This is a genomic window from Nitritalea sp. (assembly GCF_054166705.1).
Genome location: NZ_JBSZCV010000019.1, coordinates 60,565 through 79,826 on the forward strand (window position 1 = coordinate 60,565; position 19,262 = coordinate 79,826).

Genomic DNA, 19,262 nt, shown 5'->3' on the forward strand with positions numbered 1-19,262 from the left:
CTTTGAGCGTTGTATGCTTATTTTTTCTTGTAGCATGAACTTTTTCTGTCTTTAAATCGAAGAAAAGGGGGTCTTTATCGAAAAAAACAGCCCTTCTTTTTTGTTTCAAGTACTTTTATCCCACAAACCTGAATTGCATACCCTATGAAACAGCTTCTCTTTTTCCTCAGTCTTATTCTCATCGCCTTTTCGGCATGCTCTCCTTTAGAGCAACAGGAAGCTCCTGGCTTAGACGCCTCGGAAGGTTTCCGTGCGATGCAAGTTCCAGATAATTTTAGTTATGCTACGACGCAGACGGTACGTGTGCAAATAGAAGCTACTTCTATGGATAAGCAGGCGCTGAATGGAGTAATCTATACGCTGTATCAGGGAAATCCGTCTGAAGATGGAGCGCGTAGGGTAGCTCGTTTTGCTACGGATGAGCAGGGGCGTGTCGATACAGAAATAGAGCTTCCACGTGTTCAGAGTGATTACTACTTGCAGACGAACTACATCGGGATAGAGCCTCAGGCTCCTGTAAAAGTGGAGCAGCAGCGCATTCAGTACCGCTATGATGGAGCCGCTGTCTTGGCTGCCGCTCGTGAAACTTTCTCGACTACAGCAGGTGGACGTATGGCGGCTTTTTCTGCGCGGATGGAAAATGTACCTGCTGGTTTTCAGTCTATGGGCAGCTGGACCATAAATGGAAGACCGAATTATTTAACCAATCCTGATATCATCACCAAAGAGCTTTTAGACCGGGTTAATCACTTTCTTCCTGAAAGCAGAGACCTGCGGAATACTTCCCCAGAGCTGCTCGATGAGCGTTATTCTCGTGAATTAGAGCTAACAGAAGACGCAGAGGTGTGGGTTACCTTCGTTCATACAGGTGCCGGATACAGAAATGCTGTAGGCTATTATTACTATAATAAGAACGATAAGCCGAGAACTCCTGACGACATTAAAAACAGAACGATTCTATTTCCTCACATTACACGAAGTTCAGGAAGTGGAGCCGTAACGGGTGATAAAATTAAACTCCAAGGTCCAAATAATGGTGTTTTCGAAGCCGGGACAGTAATCGGCTGGTTCTTGCTAGCAGATGCGTGGTCTGCGAACACGAACTCGCTTGGTACTGGCCGCTGGACCTTGTATGCAGATCGCAACTTGAATACCTTTATTCCTCAGGCAAGTCTTCGCGAGCATATGGTTTTCTTATACAATAATGTGAATAGAACCTTGCTCATGGGCTGGGAAGACATTCGCCGTGATAATCAAGGTTCCGACCATGACTTTAACGATGTCGTATTTTATGCCAGTTGGAACCCGATTACCTCGGTTTCCCCAGATAATTATCCTAAATTAGGAGATACGAACGTGACGGATCGCGATGGCGACGGTATTCCGGATTATGCGGACGAGTTCCCCGATGATCCTGAACGCTCATTTACTAGCTTCGGCCCCAGTGGTTCGGACTTTGGCACGCTGATGTACGAAGACCTGTGGCCTGGTTTTGGAGACTATGACATGAATGACCTGGTCGTGGGATATCGCATCCGTGAAATTCTAAATGCTCGAAATCAGGTGAAAGATGTGGAGCTGGATCTGATGATTCGTGCTACCGGAGGGGTCATCCCAAAAGGCTTCGGGTTCTTCATGCCCGACATGAACCCTGGAAATGTGGCCTCCATCACAGGCCAGCGTTTGGCAACGAACAGCATTCAGCGCAATGGAAATGGGACCGAAGCAGGTCAGTCTGGTACGGTGGTGATTGCCATCGACGATACGCGAACACTGATGCCTTCCATGGCGAATGTGTACCTCGATCGCCCCGTGGTAGACTCTGATACGATCAAGTTAAGAATTACCTTTAACCAGGCGGTGAATCGCTCAGCCCTCGGTGCTGCTCCCTATAGTCCGTTTATCTTCAGAACAAATGACCGTAGCCATGAAATTCACCTTCCGAATTTCCGTCCTACTGACCTGTTTAATACGGCGCTATTTAAAACCGCCGCAGACGACAGCGACCCAGCCACAGGGAAGTATTTCCTCAGCCGTACAAATCTGAATTGGGCGCTACACCTTCCCCAAGAGGTTCGCTATCCGAAAGAACGTGTGGACATGACGGATGTCTACCAAGATTTTCCAGCATGGGTACGTTCAGCAGGCGTGGAGCGCCAAAATTGGTTCCGCGAGAATATAGCCGAGTCGCTTCTATTCAAGCGTTAAGGATTTCAGGATAAGATAGACGAATGATGCACTTTGGGCCGCAGGCCCAAAGGCTTCTTCGTTTACATCCTTTCCTTCCTAGCGCCTCATTTAACAGCAAAAAGTCACCCTAAAAGCAATACATACAAATGATCTACCCTAAACTGAACACAACGCCCATCTATCGCTTTCTCTCCAGCATCGTCCTTTTAGGGCTGGGATTAGCTATGGCCTGTTCGCCGGATGATGGGCTTTCTGTGGAGCGTCCCGACGATCCGGATGCGGGATTTTTAGGCTTACAGATTCCCCCCAACTTTCTCTTCCAGTCAGAAGAGCAGGTGCGCTTAGAGTTTCGCGTGCGCTTTAGCCCCGAACAAGCGGCCGCTGGGGTCCCGTACAGCCTTTTTACTGCCGATCCAGACGCGGGCGGCCAGCTGATCACCCGATTTCGCCTAAATGAAGGAGGTACCTTTAATGGACTGCTGGCCCTGCCGAGCACGCAGGATAGCATCTGGCTGAGCTCCAGCTTTCCCGGTGTCGAAAGCTTCGTTCGCCTGCCCGTCCAGCAGGGTGTCGTGCGTTATGAGCGCATACTCTCAGAGCTTACCTCTGGTACGGAAGTGAATGCTAAGCAGACGCTCGGATATGAGCGAGCCCAGCAGCAGGTGAATGGCTTTTTTACCCTGGGGGCCTGGCGACCAAATGGTACGCCGGAATACCTACTAGGACGTTTTCCTCCCGCGCCGGCCCTCTTAAACCGTGTGGCAGCAGCACTGCCAGAAGGCAGGGATGTGCGTGTGCATAGCCCGGAACTTCTGGGTGCCAACAGGCAGCGGGTGCTGACCCTGCAGGAAGATACAGAGCTATTCGTGACCGTTCTTAAAACTGGAAATGGCAATCGCTCCCGAAATGCCCTCGGCTACTACTACTATGGCCCCGGAGATCGCCCACAGACGATGCAGGATGTGCTGAATAGAACAATCATCTTTCCACATGTACATAATGGAATACTACGCCCTGGTGATCGTGTGCGACTGGAAGGCCCGAATGGAGCGATTTTCCCTGCCGGAACGCGCGTGGGCTTTATTTTTATCGCAGATTCTTGGCAAAATGCCGCTCGGGGCCTAGAAGTGGGGTCCTTCACTGCTTTTACCGAAAATCAGTTGAATACCTTTATTACGAATCCCGCCTTACGTGATCAGGGCTTATTTCTTTACGATATCGCCAGCCAGTCTGCCTTGCTGGCCTGGGAAGAAACCCGCCGCGACAGTAATCAGAGCGATCACGATTTTAATGATAACATTTTCCAAATTTCCGCAGGCTCTCCCACTGCCCTGCAGCGTAGTGGGCTGTCGCTTCTAGGAGATGGTGCCTCGGATAGCGATGGCGATGGGGTGCCGGACTTTACTGACGATTTTCCGAACGACCCCGAGCGTGCTTTCCGCAGCTACTACCCCTCGGAAGAGGGAGAAGCCACGCTGATGTTTGAGGATTTATGGCCCTTTTTTGGGGATTATGATATGAATGACCTCGTGCTGGGCTATCGCGTAGAAGAACATCTAGACGCCAACCAGCGCATCAGCCGAGTTCGCTTTCACTTGCGCATCCGTGCTACAGGAGCTGGTTTCCGCACGGGCTTTGGGATTCAGTTTCAGACGCCTACGGCAAATGTCCGCAGCGTCACTGGAGCGGGCCAAGTAGGGGAGATCACCAGCCTACTTCCCACAGGTGCAGAGGCAGGACAGCGTCTGGCTAACGTTATTTTCTTCGAGGATGCGAATGCAGTCATGCCGGAATTTTCGAATGTGCTGCCCGGTCAGCCCCCCGTGGAGGAACAAGCCTTTACGGTGGACATCCTCTTCGAAGAGCCCGTCAGCCGAGCTGTTTTGGGCAGCGCCCCCTATAACCCCTACACGTTCCGCCGTAGCGACCGCAGCCATGAAATTCACCTGCCGGGGCAGGAGCCTACGGATAAGTTCAACAGAAACCTGTTCGGAAGGGGAGATGATAACTCGAGCTTCTCCGCGCAGCGCTTTTTCCTTAGTCGCTCAGGCCTAAACTGGGCCATCAATGTGCCCGCTTTCGTGCCGCATCTAATAGAAAATGCAGATCTGACAGAGGCCTACCGGGATTTCCCCGCCTGGGCGCGCTCGGGAGGAAATGAAAACCAAAATTGGTTTAAACAAAACATCAACAACAGCCTGATTTTCTCAAGACCCTGAGGTTTTCGGATCAGGGGGGGCAGGAGCTCCATATTTTTGCGTATTTTTGCAGAGAACTAAAAAATAAAGTGCTATGCATAGGACGCTGACCCAGCTTGTGGGACTCCTGCTCTTTTTCTTTTTTGGACTACAAGCTACACAGGCACAGCTCATCGTAGGGGATGAAATCATCGAAATAAACGACGAAGAGGGCTATGTCAACCTCAGCTCTCCTTATACGACTGCGCTGACTTTTTTTTATAACCTCCGCGAGGATAATTTTAACCCCGACCTCGCCGCCCGCACTTTGCGCGGTTATAGCGGCATGTCCGAGGCGCAGCGCCTGGATTTAGTGCTTAAGCTGAAACAAATTTTCGATGGAAACGGAGTGCTCGTACGCTTGCAGGAAGTACCCCGCGAGGTGGACTTCCAAGAAGAAAATCAGGGCAACCAGCCCCGCTACTTTTTTAATGCTCAAATACTCCCGCTCGTCTATCTGGAACTGAAAGAGGATCGCTGGCAGTTTAGTTCTTTTACTGTAAATCGTATTCCAGACCTGCATAAGGAGACCTTTCCTTTCGGCACAGACCGCCTGTTGAACCTCCTACCTGAAATCGGTACGGACAGTTATTTTGGCTTGCACCTTTGGCAGCTGGTGGGACTTTTTGGCTTGATTTTACTCCTTTTTCTGGCGCATAAAATCATGACGGTCGTCTTAGACAGAGGCTTTCTTTACACCCTTCAGTACTTTGGGTATGGGAATATAGCCGAAAAATACCTGCTTCCGGTGGCGCGTGTCATCAGCATCTACATCATCGTCGAGCTGACCTTGCTCTTCATTCGCGTGCTGCAGCTACCGATCGAGGTGCTGTCTTGGTTGATTTTAATTTTAAATGCTGCGAAACCCTTTATTATCACCGTGGTCTTTTATAAGATCGTGGACATCGTCTCGGCTTATTTTCAGCGCCTAGCCGAAAAGACAGCCTCTACCCTGGATGATCAGCTGGTGCCCCTGCTGCGCAAAACCCTAAAGGCTTTCGTGGTGCTGGTAGGTACGCTGTTTATCCTCAAGCAGGGCTTGCGCGTAGATATCGTTCCCTTTTTGACGGGACTCTCCATCGGTGGTTTGGCCTTTGCGCTCGCCGCGCAAGATACTATTAAGAACTTCTTCGGCTCAGTGATGATCTTTATTGATAAGCCCTTTCAGGTGGGGGACTGGATTACCTCTGGCGATGTGGATGGCACTGTAGAAGAGGTAGGCTTCCGCAGTACCCGTGTGCGTACCTTCCGTAATTCCCTGGTCTACATCCCGAATGGCAAAATCGCCGATGCTACCATCGATAATCATGGCCTGCGTCGCTACCGCCGTTTTTATACGAAACTGACCATTACCTATGACACTCCGCCAGAGCTGATCGAAGAATTCGTGCAGGGCCTGCGTGAGATCGTCCGCCAGCATCCGGATACCTGGAAGGATAATTATCACGTATATTTTAATGACCTGAATGCCTATAGTCAGGACATCATGTTCTATATCTTCTTTCAGGTGCCCACTTGGGGGGAGGAGCTGCGCGCCCGGCATGAGGTGCTAATTCAAGTGGTACGACTAGCCAATCACCTGGGCGTACGTTTTGCGTTTCCAACGCAGACCTTGCACATGGAGTCTTTTCCGGAGAAGAAGACGCTGGTGCCCGAGTATGCACAGAGCGCGAAAGACTATCAAGAGGCCACGGCTCGCTTCTTTGGGCGGGAGCCCAACGGAGACCCTCGAAATTAGGATTTCGCGGAGCCCTGTAGGCATAAGGAACAAGTGGAGCAATCCTTTCCGCTCGGCAGAGGTACTCCGCGCTTGTTTACATGAATATCCACGCCCATAGGAGTACGGCGGCGATGGCCAAAAGTGGGCCAAGCAGGATCATGAGGAAGCCTCCGGAGCGAAAGGACTTCTGCTCGACCATTCCCGTAGCGAAGGCAATGGCATTCGAAGGGGTGGAGACGGGCAGCAGGAGCGCACAGCTGCAGCTCAGCGCTACGATCAGGGGTACGGCTACGCCGAAACTCCCCGGTAAGGACAGCCCCAGCGGCACCAGGATGGCCGCCGCGGCGGTATTACTCATCACATTTGAAATCAATACGCTCAGTAGGCTGAAGACAATCACGACCCCAAAAATCGGGATAGATAATTTGTCCAGTTCCTCCATAATGATCGTAGTTAAGCCCACATCCACCATGGCGATGCCCAGTGCCAGACCCCCCGCCACCAGCATTAGGGTATCCCAGGGAAGGCGGCGAACATGTTCGGCTTTGATGACTTGAAAGAGGGTGAGTAAAACGATCGGGACCGCGGAGGTGGCCGCCACGGGAATGCCATGTAGGGGCTCCGTTAGCCACATGCTCACTGTCACGATGAGGGTGAAAAGCACGGCATTTACCTCGAAACGGCTCACCTCACGGCTTTCCTCTTGTAGGCTTCCGAGGGCAACTTCCAGCTGTTTAAGCCCAAATTTCCACACTAAAAAGCGCCAGAAGAAGTACACGCTCAGCATGCCTGTGGGTAGCCCGAAGGCCATCCATTCGACGAAAGTGATGCTGATGCCTCGCTCCTGCAGGGCACCCACTGCGATGGCATTGGGTGTGCTCCCGATGATGGTGCCCATCCCGCCCAGTGTGGCTGCCGCCGGGATGCCGATAAGTAAGGCAATGGTGTAAGGATGTTTCTTGCCCAGGCCTCTGGCCAAAGGTAAAATCGAAGAAATCATCATGGCGGTGGTGGCGGTGTTCGACATGACCATGCTGCCGACGGCGGTGGTGAGCATGAGGCCCAGAAGTAGCCGGTCAGGTTTGGCGCCGAAGCGCCGGACGGTAAACTGGTATAACTTGCGATCCAAGTAGACAATGCTCATAGCTTCGGCCAGGAAAAATCCGCCCAAAAGGAGCCAGATGACGTTACTGGTCCAGGTCCCCAGATAAACATCTACCGGCGTGTAAAAGCCATCGAGGATAAAATCTGTGCTGAAGCCTACCAGCAGCCCCGCGATAAGAAAGATGCCGACCGCAAAAGGGGGAATCGCCTCGGTTACCCAGAGGCCAATCGCCAGCAGGGCCATAAAAAAGACGTAATTTACGCCGTCATCGTAGCCGAGCTGCCGGAAAAAATACGTGATAAATAGGGCTAAAAGGAAATTGCCTGCAAAGGTCGAAGTGGTAAAAATCCAATTTAAACGCAGGCGACGGTACAGTCGGGCTGCGGCGAGTCGAGAGTCGTTATAGGCCATTGTGGTTAGAGCTGGTCAATGGCCTAAAATTAGGGAACTCTAAAAAATAAACCTAATGTGATAGGGAAAAACGAGAGGTATCTCATTCAAAGTGTAGCAGCAGCTAGCTCCCGTCTCAGGACATGCAAGAGACTGACCACCTGTTCGATTCGTGTTTGAAGTTCTTCTGTCCAAGTGGCTCCTTTGCCGGAAGCCTCTAGGTATACCACCTCCTGCACCAGTGATTTCGGAACCCCTAGCATCACCAGGTTCGGTTTGATTTTATGGGCAAAGGTATAGAGCATCGCGGGGTCTTGTGCGCTACTCGCGTGGCTGAAGGCATGAGTGCTTTCCTCACATAGCAGTAAAAATTCGTCCACCACCTGCTGCATCAACTCCTGATCGTGGTCGGTAATTTCTCGTAGGTAGCCAAAGTCGTACATCGGTTCCTTTTTCATGATACACGGGTAAAGTTAGTTGCTCTCGAAAGCTAACGCATTTTTTTTCGATGAAGCTTACTGATTTTTCGATTACATGCAGGCGGAAAAATGGTTTTCGCCTGCATTCTTTATTTTTTGGGGCGGTATTTAAATAAGGTGTATAAAATCTTATAACCTGCCCCGATAACACCCGAGACGGTGCCACTTACTTTGGAGACCCCGATCCGTTTTTTGTAGTTCACCGGCACCTCCACATGGCGCATCCCCTGCTGATATGCTTTAATTTGCATCTCGATGGTCCATCCGAAATTCTCATCTACCATATTCAAGTCCAGGAGGTCTTGAAAAAAGATCGCCCGAAAGGGTCCTAAATCGGTGTATTTCGCACCGTATACACGGCGCAGCAAGTAGGTGGCGAGCTTGTTGCCAAAGCGCTGGGGGAGGGTCATGCTCCCTTTTTCACGGCGGCCCAAGGCTCGGGAACCGATAACCATGCGTGCTTTGCCATCCAGAAGGGGCGCCACCACCAGCGGTAGTTCCTCTGGGTAGTCGCTGAAGTCTGCATCGATGAAGACTAAGATGTCGGGAGGGCTTTCCAGCTGGCGCAAATAAGCAATGCCACTCAGGCAGGCTCTGCCATAGCCTTTTTGGGGCTCGTCCAGCACCAAGGCGCCCGCTTCCTCCGCTACCTGCCTTGTGCGGTCGCGGGAAGCATTGTTGACAACTAAAACATGGCGCACCAGATCTTTGGGCAGCGCCCGCACCACATGGCCGACAGCATTTTCTTCGTTATAAGCAGGGATTAGGACGTCTATTCGCATGTATAGGGGTTTCGTTTGGGTTCAAGTTTGTGGCGACTACCTAAAAAGTTTTCATTTCAGGTAGAGGCAGGGCTAGGTGCTTCGGAAGGAGGCGATGCTGACCAGACCGAAGCCTAAGCAGAGCATGCCGTGGAAGAGCAATAGCTCGCGTGTACCGGTCCACCAGCCGAGCAGCACCATGCCGCCGAATACCAAAAAGAGGCCAAATTCCACGTAGGTGCTCAGGGGAATGCGAAAGCGGTGGTACACATTTTGGGCCCAGGCCCCACGCTGCCCCTCCGCTAGGTTATACTTAGGCGTACGGATAAAGGCGGATTTTTTTCCACTCAGGCCCTCCCAGACCGCGCCTGCATTGTGCAGGGATAGCCCCATGGAGACGGAAAGGAACAGCGGAAGCTCGTAGAAAAAGCGCAGCAGGCTTCCCGGGGTTTTCGGACTAAGCGTAAAGTTGGCCACCGCATAGACGGCCGCGATAAGCACGAAGCCTAGCAGGAAGAAAAGTGCCGCTGCATACAGATCGAAGGGGATGTGCCCCGCATAAAAGCCCCACCAGAGGGGGATGCTGCTTAGGGCGGTGAGCAGGACGGCGATGAAGATGGCCGCATTCAACAGGTGTGCCGTAGCGTGGACCTTGGTCAGCAGTGGTGCGGGGCTTTGCCAGACATTTCGCAAATGCTTACGCGCACACTCTGCGCCACCCTTCGTCCAGCGAAACTGTTGGGACTTGATAGCGGCCATTACCGGAGGGAGTTCTGCAGGAGCAGGAACGTCGGGGCGGTACACGAAACGCCAGCCTCGCTGCTGCGCCCGATAGCTTAGGTCCAAGTCCTCCGTGAGGGTGTCTGCCTCCCAGTTGCCGGCATCCAAGATGCAGGCTTTGCGCCAGACACCCCCCGTGCCGTTAAAGTTGATAAAGGCGCCGGCCTGATTTCGGCCCATCTGTTCGACCATAAAGTGGGTGTCCAGCGCCAGTGCCTGCAGACGGGTAAAAAGCGAGTAATGTTCGTTTAGGTGCGTCCATCGGCTTTGGACCAAGCCCACCTCCGGATCCTGAAAATGGGGTACCATCCGGCGGAGAAAATCCGGCTCCGGTACGAAGTCGGCATCGAAAATGGCGATCAGGTCGCCCTCCGCTTGCGCCAGCCCTTCCTTCAGGGCCCCGGCCTTAAAGCCTACTCGATTTTCTCGGTGCAGATAACGAAAGCGTACGTCCGGATAGCGCCGCATCTCTTCACGCAGGAGTTCGCCCGTATCGTCCGTGCTGTCGTCGAGGAGCTGAATCTCCAGCTTTTCCCGCGGATAATCCAGCCTTGCTACTGCAGCCATCAGGCGCTGCACCACGTAGCGCTCGTTATAGAGCGGGAGCTGCAGGGTGACCGTAGGGAGGGCCTCATCGGCCAAAGCTGCCGGCGCTCGGAAGCCACGGCGGAAGCGAAAAAACTGCCCCAGCAGGTGTGCCTGCGCCAGACTGTAAAAAGCCACAAAGCTCATCGCCAAGAGGTAGATCGCTAGGGCTATATAAAGGAGCAACATGTTACTGTTTTATCTTGATCGAATCATTTCCGATGATGATGGGCAGCTCCTCCTGGATGCGGCCCGCTTCAGCACCATTTTCCAACTTCAGCACCCCGCGTGGACATACGGAAGCACAGACACCGCAGCCCACACAGGAAGAGCGCACGATGTTTTGACCCCGCTGCGCATACCAGCGCACATCGATGCCCATCTCGCAGTAGGTGGAGCAGTTGCCACAGGAAATACACTGCCCTCCATTCGTGGTGATGCGAAAGCGCGATTTAAAGCGCTGTACGAGCCCTAGGTAGGCGGCTAGCGGACATCCGAAGCGGCACCAGACACGGTTCCCCATAAAAGGGTAGAAGCCCGTGCCGATCACCCCGGCGAATGCCGAGCCGATGAGGAAGCCATAGGCAGTGTGCAACTGATCCGTGGCGTAGCCTAAGAGTTCAAAGCTGCTGAAGTAATTGGCCAAAGTTACGAAAGTCATCCCGACTGCAAAAACCAAAACGCCGTGTACGAGGTAGCGCTCTACCTGCCAGGCTTTTAAAGATTTATCCGAAAGCTGCCGGTAGGGGTCACCGGCGGTTTCAGCCAGCCCTCCGCAGCCGCAGACCCAGGAGCAGTACCAGCGTTTGCCGTAGAAGTAGGTGAAAACCGGCACAGCGATGATGATGAGCAGAATGCCCCAGATAAGCATAAATAGCCCAAAGCCCCCGGAGCTCAACATATCTTCCAAGCGGTAGGAGTAGAAAAAGGAGTAGTCCAGCGGCCAGATATTTTTAAAATCATACCAGGGCTGGTTGAGCAGCACTAGAATTTCAGGTAGCAGAAAGGCGAAGCCCAGCTGAAAAAACATCAGCGAGCTGGTGCGTATCTTATGGTAGCGACTGTGTCGGTACTTGCGAAACATCCGAATGCCCATCACTAGGATGATCAGCGTATAGAGGAAACCGTATAAGAACCACTGGGAGGCGGGATTTCCGGAAAAGGCCTTCGAAAGGGGATCCACCATAGATACCGCCTGCGTCATGTAGGCGGGAAACCAGTAGAGGATCACATAAAAGCTGATCAAGTAGCTGCCCGTCAGGATGCCGAGGATCCCTCTGTTTTTCATGGAAGAGAAGAAGATGCCGTTATTTTTAATGCCGGCAGGTTCTCCTCGGTGGAGGGGGAGTATATACAGTAGGCCGCCCAGCACCATTAGCCCTACCGTCAGGGCCAGCCAGCGCCAGGGCTGCTCTACCGCTGCTCCGGAGGCGGAGGCGCGGCTGAGCGCAAAGTGGTAGTCGTCCCAGATCACCTCGTCCCAGCGTTCCTCTTGTTTCAGCGCTTGGTTATACGGTTCAAAAAGAGCGTCATAGGCAGCTAAAAAAGCATGGGTGGAGGGGTACTCCTGTCCGTAAAGAGGTTCTAGAAGGGGCAGCAGAGCTTCCTGATGGATGTCTTTGATGACGGACGCTGCTGCCTCCCGCTCCAGGCGGTAGCTGCCTTGAAAGAGCATGTAGGTAAATAGCCCCAACCCGATAAGTACGAGCAGCGTGCCGGTTTTTTGGAGGAAGGTCATGAGGAAAAGAGAAAGCTGAAGAATGATTTTTTTCGTGGTTCACGGACCGAAAGGCCTGTAGCTGCACGGAAGGCAGCGCGAACGGCAGGGGCATGGACAGGGCTGAACTCCGCATCGAAGGAGGCGGACTCTAGCTCCTCCAGCACGCGCATGATGGGGTAACGCGCGCGCAGCGCTTGATCGAAATAGGCGTGCCGCAGACGCCAGCCGAAACTGTTTACTCCTAAAAAGCGAGGTCCTCCTTCGGCGGTGTGGTCTTGACTGAAGAGCAGGCGCAAGGCAATTTTCCCGCTGGGGTGCTCCCAGTAGAAGTCCTGCTCCCCTTCGCGAAGCTGGGCAGGCACATCGCCATAGGTTTGGTATTCGATATCGAAGAACTTGGCCGAGTTAAACCAGGGACCTGGGGTATAGGGGCTGGGCTGCTGGGGGTGGCAAAGCGTGTGGGCGAGGGCCTCTCCCTGCATGCGGCCTGTGTACCAGACTTGCTCCAGGGTTTTGCGCCCTGGCGCAGGGGCTTCCCGAAACTCGGCACAGTCGCCGATGGCGTAGACGTCTTCCACGGAGGTCCGATTCAAAGCGTCGACAAGCACCCCACGGGCGGTTTCGATTCCGCTGCCTGTCAAGAAATCGATGTTGGGCTGCACGCCGATGCTAATGCCCGCCAGCTGGGCCGGGAGTAGTTCTCCCCCTGAGGTGCGCACCGCCTTTACCTGCCCGGCTGCATCCCGCAGGATTTCGCTCGCTTCGGTTTCCAGGTGCAGCTGCACGCCATGCTCGCGGAGGTGCCGGTCGAGGAGCTGCCCTTCACGGGCATCGAGTACATTGTTCCAAAAATGCTTTTCTCGCACCAAGAAATGGACGGCTACGCCCCGGCTCAGGAGCATTTCGGCCCACTCGACGCCGATCAAGCCGCCGCCGATAAGGACGGCCTGCTTCAGATAGGGGCTCATGGCTTCCAGGCGCTCCAGATCTTGGAGGTGGTACAAGCCCTGCACGCCTGGCCCTTCAGCACCCGGAACAGGGAGTGGGCGTGGGCGGGAGCCTGTTGCGATGACTAAACGATCATAAGAAAAGGGGCTTTCATGCCCCTGTAAGCGTAGCACTTTTTCTTTCGGATGGACAGACTCCACACGCGTCTGCAAGAGCTCCAAGCGGTTTTTTGGCCAGAAGTCATCTGCATAGGGCTTGGTATGCGCATAGGTCATGTGCCCCATGTAGATGTACATCAGCGCCGTGCGTGAATAAAAATGGGGGCTTTCCTCTGAGATTAGCGTAATCCGTATGTCTGGATCATAGCGGCGAACGTGGCGTGCGCAGGTAGCTCCCGCGATTCCGTTCCCGATGACGACCAAATGCTTATTTTTTCTGCTCATTTAATGACCAATCGTACTCCATGTAGCTGATTTTCGCCTTAGGCTCCAGCTTCACCTTCGAATAGCGGTTAATATACGCAATTAAATTCCCATTCTTGGTAAAATCGCCCGTGAACCAAGAGAAAATCTTCGAAAGCTCGGCACGGTCTTTTGTGATTTTATTTCGCTTCGGGTCATTTATGAAGGCGCGTGTCATTTTGTCCAGCTCCTTGTCCAAATTTTCTGCCGTAAAAGCGGCATTCATGAGCGGCGGGCAGGAGTAAGAAGCACAGTTGATCGCAAAGTGAATGCGGGGCTCCTCGAACTCCTTGCGCAGGATTTTATGCTCCACCTGATCTAGCGACATGTCTTCGCCACCGATCTGGAAGAATTTCTTATGCCAGACTGTGTTGACCAGCGGAATTTTTACCTTGGGGTGCAAGTCCTGGATGCTCTTCACGGGGTAGTTGTCTGCGATCAGCTTGATGGTGAAGGCATTGTAGACATTAATCCAGTAGGCAATCTGCTCGGCTTCGGACCAGGTTTTTTTATCCGGCGCAGTACGGCTTAGCGTCTCGAGATACTGGTCCAGCGCGGCCATGTCTCGGATAAATCCTTTATAATTAACCATGCCTTCGCGGTCCACGTGGCGCTGCAGCAAGGTGGTAAAGGAGCTGTGGTCGGGAGCTTTGGCGCTCGGCGCCAATGGACCTGCATCATTCCCTGCACCCTTCCCCGCAGCCTCACTGTTCGGCTGGCAGGCGAAGAAAATCAGGGCGAAAAGACCTATAAAAAGAGGGTTTAGCTTTCGTTTCATATTTGTATATACGTACTCTGCCACTGAAAAGATGTAGCAGGGGGGCTAGCGCAAGGGGATGGTCCGCAAGCTCCAGTGGGCATTTTCAGGGAAGAAATGCCGCGACTCGGGCTGCCGCTCATGGGGATAACTGGCCTCGAGCAGGTAAATTTGCTGCTGATCGGGCGAAAGGAAGCTAAGTACGACGTCCATTTTTTGCGCCACCAGGCGCTGCCCATCCGGATCGGGGAGGAAGGTGCGCAGCGTGTCGAGGTGCAGCAGTTCATTATTCATGCTGTAGTGCCAGAGCTGCGGGGCGGTGCCATTTAGCTGTCCAAAACGGTAGACGCCCATGTCATAAACGCCTAGGATGCGGCCACGACGCGGGGCTATCGTGATATGGCTGAAGCCCAGGGACTGAAACTCTCCATGAGGCGCACGCAGGGAAAAGAGGAAGGCCAGGTCGGTGCTGCGGTTTTCTGTCCACTGAAAGACATGGCCGGCGCGGCTAATAAAGCGCTGTCCACCCGGGTAGAACCAGACCATGCCAGCGAAGGGTGGCCCTCCATGTACGGGGTTTTGGTAGCGGTAGCGCGGTGCCCCCTCTTGGATGTTGAACTTGGTGATATTCGAAGGGCTGATCACGGTGCTGGCCAGCAGGAGGTCTTTGCCGGAGGGGTGCTGGATCAGGCGGCCCTGTCCGAAATACCCTTCGAATTCCTGTAGCTGGCGATCGGTAGGGGAGGGGCTTAAGGCGAAAAGGGAGGAGTGATTGAAGAGGTCGTCCGAAAGGTATAGCCAACCGCTGTTGCTCACGGCGACATCGAAGGGGCGAAAGGGCAGCGGGTCTTTTGTGCGCATTGTCATCTGGCGCAGGTCGTAGAGTCCTACGCTGGAGGGGAAGGCAAGCGCCAGCAGTTCATGCGATGGGCTGAGGGCGATGCGATGGGCAGGCTCCGGTAGGGAAACACGCTGGATGGCCCCTGTTTCTGGATGAATGAGCAGCAGCTCGGCCTGCTTCGTGGAGGCGATGATGCGCTGCCGTGTAGAGTCGTATAGCGCATGCGTAAGCTGGGCACTGATGCTGCGCTGCCGGTCGGACTGAGGATTGACTAATGTGGGGATGGGGGTCACCTGATCTCCGTCCTGCACGACGAAAAGGCGTAGAAATTCCTCTGGGTTTTGGGGCACGGCTTCGGCTAAAGTTCGGATCTGGGCGCTGACCTCCTGTCCGGCCTTTAAAGTGCCCGAAAACGGGCTGGCCAGTAGGTAGGGGGCACTGCTTTTTATCTCCCAGGTGAGGGGTCCGGAACCAGTATTCCGTAGGGTGAGGGTGCGGGTATCGGCGCGATGCTCCAGATAGAGCTGGGTGTCACTGATGCTGAGCACGCCCTGTCCGAGGGGCTTGTCTTCAGGGCCGCAGCCCAAAAGAAGAATCAAAGGGAGTGTCCCAAAGATGATTTTGTAAAAAAGTGTTTTTAGGCGCATGGGTAAAATTTTTCTTGGTGCAATATAGTGTTTTGCAAAGAATTTTTTTTAGCTTGGTGAAAAATTTTACAAGTATTTTTTGTGAAAACTTCTAAACACATGTCAAGCCTGCTGGGACTGCTATTGGCAGGCCTGCTGCTGCTGGGTGCCTGCCGTGAGACGGCGGAAGACCCACTTACACAAGGTAAATTAGCGGGCATCGTCCGGGATGAGGGCGGGCAGACGCTGGATGCCGTTCAGCTGCGGCTGTTCGCGGCGGGATTCGAGCGCAGCACACAGACGGGCAGCTCGGGAGCCTATCTTTTCGAGCAAATTCCAGCGGGGAGCTACTCCCTGGAGATCAAGCACCCTTTTTATGCGGAGCAGACCTTTCCCGTGCAGATCACGGCGCAAGTCGTGCAGACCTTAGACCTGCAGCTGCAAGCGGAGTCGGGTACGCTCACGCTGGAGGAGTCTTTTCTGCGCCTGCCCGTTTTTGCCGGGCAGGAGGAGATGAGGCTGGAAGCTTCCGGCGCCTGGGTGGCCAGCTCGGACAGCCCCTGGCTGCGGCTGCTCTCCCCGAGTGGCTCTGGAAATGCGCCCGTTCGCATGCAATTCGATGCGAACGCGGGCGAGGAGCCCCGCCAGGCGCGTATCCTGATAAGTTCGGGTGCTACGCAGGTCACCCTCGAACTGGAGCAGCCTGCTCCCGTGCGTGTAGCGGTGGGGCAGCTGGATTATGGTGACGAAAGTCAGGAGCGCCCCGCCGGGTTCTGGTTGCAGTTCACCGCGGCGGTGGAGGTGGAGGAAATTCGTGCCCTCCACACAGGCTGCATTCCGACCTTTGTCCCCTGGACCACTTCCGAAGACCAGCGGGCACTTTTTTATTCCTACGGCTGCGCAGGCATCGGGGGAAGCTATGCTTTCGTGGTGGACTATTCCGATGAATTTGGCAATCGCTACCAAGAAAATGTGGAGGCGCGCTTTTATGAGGAGGTGCTGCCCTTCGAGGGAGTGATTGTGAACACGAAAACAGATCCCATCCAGGACAAGCAGTGGGTGCTGACCCGCGATCCGGCCACTGTGCAGCTGCTTGATTTCACGCGCATGGAGGTGGAGAAAAAGTTTTCCTTCTCCCTGCAGCCGGGCGAGGAGGTGTACGACCTGGCCTTTAATCCTTTTAATGGCTTGCTGTATGTGAGTACCCAGCGGGGCCTTCGCCTCTTTAATCCGGGCAGCGGGCAGCAGGTCCAAGAGGTCTTGCTACCGGAGACGGGTTTTATGGAAGGAGTTCGTTTTTTTGCGGTGGCACTGGCCATCGATGCGGCGGGGAATGGCCTGCTGTCGGTGGAAGCCCCGGGGACGGATTTTGAAGGCTGGCTATTCATGGAGACACAGGGGGGGCATCGGGTGTTTCCGCACCCTGCGCAGGAGGATGCGCAGCGCTTTATTGCTCAGCTCCGCTTTCCTCAGGTGCGGCCTGGCGGCAAAGGGTTCTTTGCTTACGGAACGGGTGGGGGCCAGCGTGGCCTGTTAGCGCTAGGCGGGGCTGCAGAGATGCCACAGGTCTTGGCACCTTTCGAGGAGGAGCCGGACCCCTTTTGGATGCTGGTGGATCGGCTGACAGAGACGGTCTTGATACGTCATTCCGGGCTGACGTCTTGGAAGCAGGGGCAAGGGCGCTCTTTGGGCTTTCCGCCTTTTGCGCCGGGCGCGGTGGCGTACTGTACCGCCTGCCCGGAGGAAGGCACCTGGCTGCTGGCCAATGGCTCAGTCGGAAGGGTGCAGGGCTTTCGTGGTCAAAACGAAGCCCCTCTTCCGCAGCATCGCATGGGAGGAGGGGCTTGGCTTCAGACCACGGCCTTAAAGGAACCGGGCTACTATATCGTCCGGACGGATGCCTACAGCAGCAGCGGTTCGGGCTTTCAGGGGCAGCTGCTTAAGATCGCCTACCCCGCACGCCAGCATCCGTAAGGGTGCGGGCAGGTCTTGAGAGGAGAGGCTATGCTTCCTCCGCGGAGCCTGCACTGTTTTGCTGCGCCTCTTCGGATTTTTGTTCCGACTGCTGGGGGCGGGCGGCATCCTCGGCTTTTTCAGGAAGTATGGGGGCGTCAGGAGCGGCAGTCGGCGCATCACCGAGGCGGATGCGGTTTCCGGAGCGCTGCAGAAACTGCTCTACATTTCGCATCTCGGTCTGGAAAAACTCGGAAGGCTGCTCCTGATCCGCGGCGATCAAAAACTCGCGGTAGGTCTCGAAAGCGCTGCGGGCCTTTTCTTTTTGGCCTAGGCGTAGCTGCAGCAGGCCCTCTTCCTTATAGATTTCCGGCCATGGGCGCATCGTTTTTTGCTTGGCGAGCATCAGGTAGTCCATGGCGAGCTGATTGCTTTCGCGGTCATGCGCCTGCCGGCGCAAAATCTTGCTCATCAAGAGGTAATCTTGATCGGTAGCCAAGCCGTTTTGTTCCAGGCGCTGCAAGAGGCGGGCAGACTGGTCGTAATTTTTCAGCGCATAAAGCTCCACGGCATGTTGGCTGACGGCGGGGGCGATTTGGTAGAGGAATTCTGTATCGTCGAGGGTTAACACTTCAGGGTATTCCCGCAGGAAGCGCAGGGCAAAACGGCGTGCAACCAACTGCTGTTCATTATCATAAGAAGCGCCGATGTTTTGGCGTGTGTCGGAAGCCACGAAGTAAATGGCATTTCCGAAATCTATGGCGGCTCCATAGTCTTGCCAGCGCCCGGTTTTTACCTCATCCACAGCCATGGCAGTGGTAACGGCTGCCGCGGCCACGGCGCCCCATATTCGGGCATTGCGCTCCCGGCGCAGAGCTCTATTAAAATTCACCAAATTATGCTCCAGCACCACATGACTGATATTCTCGGCTAGGACGGTGGCCAATTCCTTTTCAGTGTTCAGGCCCGCCAGTAGCCCTGTCGTGATGACAATCAGGCCATTATCGAAAGCAAAGGTGGCTGCCTCAGGGCTTTTCAAAAGGAGCAAGCTGAGGTTGCGCTCCTGTTCTTTTAGGATGGGGGTGGGGTGGATGAAGTAGAGCAACTGATACATATAGTCGCTTAAAAATTCATTTTCGAAGATAAGGCCATTGTTTTTGGCGGTCTTGTAATAGTCCATGGCATCTTCGAAGAGCTCCTGGCGCTTGTCCTGTTCCCAGCCGGCTTTTTGGATGGCCTGCCCGCGCTCTTCGAACCAGCGGGCTTCCCAAAAGTCCAAGTCGGTGTCCAGGAGCAAGACGTGTTCTTCGGAGATGTAGCGACGGCTGTTATTGGAGGTGAGGCCATACTGATAGACCTGAGGATTGGACGGGTTTTTCCTCTTGGTAAACAGGCGGACGGTATCGCCGGCGCTATGTTCTCCGAAGTTGCGCTGCAGCACGCCACGGATCTGGATGACATCCTGTGCCTGTAGTAGGCTAAAGGGGGCTAGCATAAGGGCCATAAGGAGCGTGAGCAAGGCCTTTTGAAGGAGATTTTGGTGCTGGAAGGTAGCCATAAGCATTGGGGTTAAAAACCAAAAGTAATACATGCGGACAGACTTTTTACAATTGTCTATCGAATTAATCTAGTTTACGGATGGCGCTAGGAAGAGGTTGGTTTTTGCACGAAAGAATATTGCCCGATACGGGCAAAAAATAAAGCATTTA

At 54.1% G+C, this 19,262-nt stretch carries 13 protein-coding genes; 4 read left to right on the forward strand and 9 right to left on the reverse strand.

The window, feature by feature from the left end:
• Positions 1-144: 144 nt before the first annotated feature.
• The 3 genes from ACXIT9_RS13380 to ACXIT9_RS13390 all read left to right on the forward strand — a co-directional run bounded on the left by ACXIT9_RS13380 (position 145) and on the right by ACXIT9_RS13390 (position 6,165).
• A complete protein-coding gene (locus tag ACXIT9_RS13380; protein ID WP_458056746.1) occupies positions 145-2,208 on the forward strand; it encodes an LruC domain-containing protein in 2,064 nt (687 codons plus the stop codon).
• A 128-nt stretch (positions 2,209-2,336) separates the two neighbouring features.
• Entirely contained in the window at positions 2,337-4,409 is a 2,073-nt protein-coding gene (locus ACXIT9_RS13385; RefSeq protein ID WP_458056747.1) for an LruC domain-containing protein, read from the forward strand.
• A gap of 73 nt (positions 4,410-4,482) precedes the next feature.
• Positions 4,483-6,165, forward strand: a complete 1,683-nt coding sequence (locus ACXIT9_RS13390; RefSeq protein ID WP_458056748.1) for a mechanosensitive ion channel family protein — start codon at positions 4,483-4,485, stop codon at positions 6,163-6,165.
• A 76-nt stretch (positions 6,166-6,241) separates the two neighbouring features.
• Here the strand turns inward: ACXIT9_RS13390 and ACXIT9_RS13395 are convergent, their stop codons facing one another.
• The 8 genes from ACXIT9_RS13395 to ACXIT9_RS13430 form a co-directional block, all read right to left on the reverse strand.
• Positions 6,242-7,663, reverse strand: a complete 1,422-nt coding sequence (locus tag ACXIT9_RS13395; protein ID WP_458056749.1) for an SLC13 family permease — start codon at positions 7,661-7,663, stop codon at positions 6,242-6,244.
• 86 nt (positions 7,664-7,749) lie between these two features.
• Positions 7,750-8,100 carry a hypothetical protein gene (locus ACXIT9_RS13400; RefSeq protein WP_458056750.1) on the reverse strand — a complete coding sequence of 117 codons (351 nt, stop codon included), beginning with the start codon at positions 8,098-8,100 and terminating at the stop codon, positions 7,750-7,752.
• Positions 8,101-8,210: 110 nt separating this feature from the next.
• Positions 8,211-8,903 carry a glycosyltransferase family 2 protein gene (locus ACXIT9_RS13405; RefSeq protein WP_458056751.1) on the reverse strand — a complete coding sequence of 231 codons (693 nt, stop codon included), beginning with the start codon at positions 8,901-8,903 and terminating at the stop codon, positions 8,211-8,213.
• 72 nt (positions 8,904-8,975) lie between these two features.
• Entirely contained in the window at positions 8,976-10,436 is a 1,461-nt protein-coding gene (locus ACXIT9_RS13410) for a cellulose synthase family protein (RefSeq protein ID WP_458056752.1), read from the reverse strand.
• Position 10,437: 1 nt separating this feature from the next.
• The gene (locus tag ACXIT9_RS13415; RefSeq protein ID WP_458056753.1) at positions 10,438-11,985 is read right to left on the reverse strand and encodes a 4Fe-4S binding protein; all 1,548 of its coding nucleotides are present in this window, start codon (positions 11,983-11,985) and stop codon (positions 10,438-10,440) included.
• Positions 11,982-13,358, reverse strand: coding sequence for an NAD(P)/FAD-dependent oxidoreductase (locus ACXIT9_RS13420; protein WP_458056754.1), 1,377 nt, complete (start codon positions 13,356-13,358; stop codon positions 11,982-11,984). Before ACXIT9_RS13420 ends, ACXIT9_RS13415 begins: the two co-directional genes overlap by 4 nt.
• Positions 13,342-14,154, reverse strand: coding sequence for a DUF547 domain-containing protein (locus tag ACXIT9_RS13425; RefSeq protein ID WP_458056755.1), 813 nt, complete (start codon positions 14,152-14,154; stop codon positions 13,342-13,344). The genes ACXIT9_RS13420 and ACXIT9_RS13425 overlap by 17 nt, the downstream gene beginning before the upstream one ends.
• Before the next feature lie 45 nt (positions 14,155-14,199).
• Positions 14,200-15,621 (reverse strand): BACON domain-containing protein, encoded by a 1,422-nt coding sequence (locus ACXIT9_RS13430; RefSeq protein WP_458056756.1) that lies wholly within the window; start codon positions 15,619-15,621, stop codon positions 14,200-14,202.
• Positions 15,622-15,720: 99 nt separating this feature from the next.
• On the opposite strand from ACXIT9_RS13430, the gene ACXIT9_RS13435 reads away from it, so the two are divergent.
• Positions 15,721-17,574: a carboxypeptidase regulatory-like domain-containing protein gene (locus ACXIT9_RS13435; RefSeq protein ID WP_458056757.1), complete on the forward strand. Its 1,854-nt coding sequence runs from the start codon at positions 15,721-15,723 to the stop codon at positions 17,572-17,574.
• Positions 17,575-17,602: 28 nt separating this feature from the next.
• Here ACXIT9_RS13435 and ACXIT9_RS13440 read toward each other — a convergent pair whose 3' ends face one another.
• Positions 17,603-19,111 (reverse strand): M48 family metalloprotease, encoded by a 1,509-nt coding sequence (locus tag ACXIT9_RS13440; protein ID WP_458056758.1) that lies wholly within the window; start codon positions 19,109-19,111, stop codon positions 17,603-17,605.
• Positions 19,112-19,262: the final 151 nt, after the last annotated feature.